The organism is Bartonella sp. AC329YNZD (assembly GCF_042196685.1).
Lineage (GTDB): Bacteria > Pseudomonadota > Alphaproteobacteria > Rhizobiales > Rhizobiaceae > Bartonella.
On the sequence record NZ_JBHIQS010000045.1, the window covers coordinates 1 to 3,879 of the forward strand.

The window sequence follows — 3,879 nt, forward strand, 5'->3', positions numbered from 1 at the left end:
CTGGAACAAGACAATAGCGGTTGGAATAGGTTGAATATGCTTATGAACGCCGGTCATGGCTTCGCAAGAAATTACGGCACGACGATTAATAATATGTCAGGCTCTACGATGCATGGTAACGACCCTTGGAAGAACGCTATGATGGTGCTTTTTGGATTAAAGAAGGCTGCGGAAAAGGCAGCAAATGCTGCCGTTTAGTTTGAATAATCTTAGAAAAAATAAATAGTTAAAGGGAAAGTAATGGTTTTTATAGATTTTGACCCGAGAGATAGACGTTTCATATCCAAACTAGAAAAAGATCTACACGAACGCAGACTAGAAAAAGATTTACTACAATCAATAGCGAATCAACAAAAGGACAAACATAAATTACCAGTTTTTCTTAATGCGATTTCTATGAATGATCCATATAAGATAGGCTCTTTTTCTCCTTCTCCAATAGGTTCTATTCGTCCTTCTGAGATAGATAATGAGGGGAATAAACCCTCTCCGATTCCACAATCAGAAACTCCTCCTCAGTTAGAGACTTCTCCACCTATTTCAACAAAACCAGTTCCATTACAAGAACAGCCTCCTGAACCAAATCTTAGTTTTTGGGATAAATTTTCTCGTTTTTCACAGTCTGATGTTAGTAAAAATATTGATGATTTTCTTATGGGTGCGATAACGGCTAGTCCAAATTCATCTGGATGGCAACTTTTTGCCAAGGGGCTGAAGAACTTGCATGAAGGAGATAAACAAAGAGGACAGGTTAACCAGACTGTCGAGTATCTAAAGTCTAAAGGCTATAGTGAAGAAGAAGCGCGGTTCATAGCTGGGAATAAAGATGCGTTGAATGCTTTTCTATTACAAAAAGTGAATGGTGGTTATGATGCTAGGTCTAAAGAAGAACTGGACCGCCAACGAGAAATGATAGAGCTTAAAAATAGTGAAGCTATTAGCACTAATATGCTCAATGATATCGAACGTTTTATGGATTATGTGAACAAGAATGGTGATTGGTCTACAGGCAATTTGGCTGATTGGTTAGCTTTTTTCAAAGTTCCTCAACACCGTGATATGAAATCTCTCCTTGACTCGATTAAAAATCGTATAGGTATCGATAGATTAGAAACTATGAGACGGTATTCACGCAATGGTGCTTCTGGTTTTGGAAATCTCACAGAAAGAGAGCTTGATATATTAAAGAGCTATTTAGGAGAGATAGACTACAGACTGGGTCATAAAGAGCTGATGTATAGATTGAAAAAAATTCATCATATTTTGGGTAAGATGAAAACAGATGTATTATCGTTGCTACAAAATGGTAAAATTGAATTGACAGCAGAGAAAGTGCATGAGGTTACCTCACAGACGAACTCTACAGATTCTCAGAAAGGATATAACAATCAGTTACCAAAGATGGGTGTAGAAGAAGCCGCAAGCAACGGGAACATAACTTACTTTATTGATAGTTCCAATGGTAAAGTTCTGGTTAAGGAGAAATAGTAATGTCCCCTTATAAGACTTCTGGTGGGATTAATTCTCAATATGTATACGCTAAGAATGGGACACGTTTTCGTGTAGTTGAAGATCCTGCTGAGATTGAGAATTTTTTAACAAAAAACTCTCCTTCTCCCCGATATGTATACTCTAAAAACGGAACACGTTTCCGCGTAGTTGAAGATCCCGCTGAGATTGCGAAGTTATCTAATTCTTTTTCTGAAGGGTTGCAAAATACAGCAGATCAATCAACTACAACAGATGATTTCTCGTTTGATGATAAAGATCTTACATGGTGGGATGCTATTAGAAGCCATGGTACATCTGGTCTCACGGCGGGGTACAGTGATGAGATACAGGCGGCGAATGAAGCAGGTTTTATAGATTATTGGCGTGGTGATAAGAAAGCAGAGGAGATATATAATAGAAGAGTAGCCAAGGAACGTGCTTATCAAAAAGCCTTGGAAAAAAAATATCCATGGTTGTCTTCTGGTGCTTATATTGCTGGTTCGATTTTACCAACATTGGCATCTTTTGGTATCCCTGCTTTAAATTTTTTGCGAGCAGGATCAACTTTAGGAAGTTTGGGTAGGGGAGCTCTTGTTGGGGCAGGTTCTGGTGCTTTGCATGGTTCTGGTGCAGGAGAAGGTTATAATGATACGGTGAATTCGGCGTTAGCTGGTGCTGCGGGTGGCGCTGTTTTGACGCCGGCTGCTGCTTTAGGAGGTATGGGAATTTCTAAGGTAGTTCGTGGTGCAGGAAATCTTGTAAAGGATACTCCCATTATAAGGAGAGTTTTTAATCCTGCTCGTAAAGAGGTTTCAAATAAAGCTTTGAGAGAAGTTGCTAAACATTTTTACGATAATAAAATGAAAAACCTCACTGAACGCCTTAGCTCAGAACCTCATAAGGTATTTTTGACAGACATTAATGAAAAACTACGACAAGCTTTGTGGAATTCATCTAAAACCAATGAAGATGTCTATAATATCTTAAAACAAGCGCATGAGAAAAGATTAGGCGGTTCTGTTCAACGTCTTGATGATGTGATGGAGCAGATAATTGCGCCATACCAGCATAGAGATACTTTAAGCAGGACGCTTAAACGGCAAGGAAAAGAAGCGCATGATTATCTCTATGAACAAGCAAGGCAAACTCCAATAGGACAAGAACATTACCCAGTTCTTGATAAACTTTTCGAGAATAAAGGATTTCAAAGAGCTCTCAAAGAAGCTGTTAAGACTTTAGAAGAACATCCCCTCAGTATAAATCCTAGACGATTTTATAATAGAAAGTTTAGCAGTATAAACTATAAACCTACGATAGAGTTATTAGATCAAACCAAGCGGTCTCTTGATGATTTGATAGAGAAAAGTAAGAAATTTAGTGATAATCAAAAGGTTTTAGGATACGAAATCCTCAAACAGGATTTAGTAAAAATAATGGATAAAATCTCTCCTACTTATAAAGCAGCACGCGGTAGTGCAGCAAAGTTCAAAAACTTTGCAGATAGTTTTGAGAAAGGTAGGCAAGCTTTTGGCACGAAACTTGAAAAAAGTGTTGAGAGGGATGCAGTTAAGGAAAATCTTTCTAAAGGGAATTGGACAAAACAAAATAATACCTATCAGATGGGCATGAGAGATGCCTTAGATGATTTACTCAGAAAAAATGATGACCCTATTAATGAATTTTCTAAACTTTTAAAACAAAATCTTGCGTCTGAGAATCTTGAAAGGACCATAGGACCGGAACGGTTTTCTACTTTTAAAAAGGCAGTAGATCAGGAGAAGTTCTACTCTGATGCAGCAAAAGAAGGTTTTAGCAAATTTGAAGGCGCTCCTGAGTTTTCTATTCGTGATGGAGTTAGTTTCCCAAATCTTACTGATATGCACACTCAAGCTTTTAAATTAGCACGAAATATATTTTTCCACCCGAATGCCCCGGAGGCGCTACGGGCAAGGCAAGAGCTAGAGCGCGGTATAGCGAAGTTAGCAACTTTTGGTGTTAAAGGAATGGAGCGCAATGAAATTGCCCAATTGATTCAAAGTGCTTTGAAGTGGCATAAAGCCGGTGTGATAACGGATGAAGGCTTGAAGATTGTTTCTAGAGCTATAGCAAAAGGGCTAGGTCCCAGTGCTTCAATAGAGTATGCGAAATGACCCGTTATAGTCCTTCTGTAGACCAAGCGATCCGTCAAGCAGCAGCACGGTATGGCTTGCCCGAAAGCTATTTATACCGTGTTGCGCAAGTGGAAAGTGGCGGCAATCCGAATGCAAGGAATCCCCGTTCTTCTGCGGGTGGGTTGTATCAATTTATCGATAGCACAGCCAAACAATATGGTTTGCAAGACCGTTTTGACCCCATGCAAGCGGCAGATGCCATGGGGCGCTTGACGCT

3 protein-coding genes and 1 pseudogene are annotated in these 3,879 nt (G+C 39.3%); all 4 read left to right on the plus strand.

The window, feature by feature from the left end; all coding sequences use genetic code 11:
* Positions 1-198, plus strand: a pseudogene (locus tag ACFIMW_RS08840) (hypothetical protein); the annotation flags it as partial.
* Between the two features lie 42 nt (positions 199-240).
* Positions 241-1,488 carry a hypothetical protein gene (locus ACFIMW_RS08845; protein ID WP_375608836.1) on the plus strand — a complete coding sequence of 416 codons (1,248 nt, stop codon included), beginning with the start codon at positions 241-243 and terminating at the stop codon, positions 1,486-1,488.
* 2 nt (positions 1,489-1,490) lie between these two features.
* On the plus strand, positions 1,491-3,641 hold the full coding sequence (locus tag ACFIMW_RS08850) for a glycine zipper family protein (protein ID WP_375608835.1): 2,151 nt from the start codon (positions 1,491-1,493) through the stop codon (positions 3,639-3,641).
* Positions 3,638-3,879 (plus strand): transglycosylase SLT domain-containing protein (locus ACFIMW_RS08855; protein WP_375608834.1); only part of this gene is annotated, 242 nt, incomplete at its 3' end. The genes ACFIMW_RS08850 and ACFIMW_RS08855, both read left to right, overlap by 4 nt.

What these genes read in the sequence shown, in the direction of transcription:
- ACFIMW_RS08850 (WP_375608835.1), top strand. Translation starts at nt 1,491, where the DNA reads ATGTCCCCTTATAAGACTTCTGGTGGGATTAATTCTCAATATGTATAC.
- ACFIMW_RS08845 (WP_375608836.1), top strand. Translation starts at nt 241, where the DNA reads ATGGTTTTTATAGATTTTGACCCGAGAGATAGACGTTTCATATCCAAA.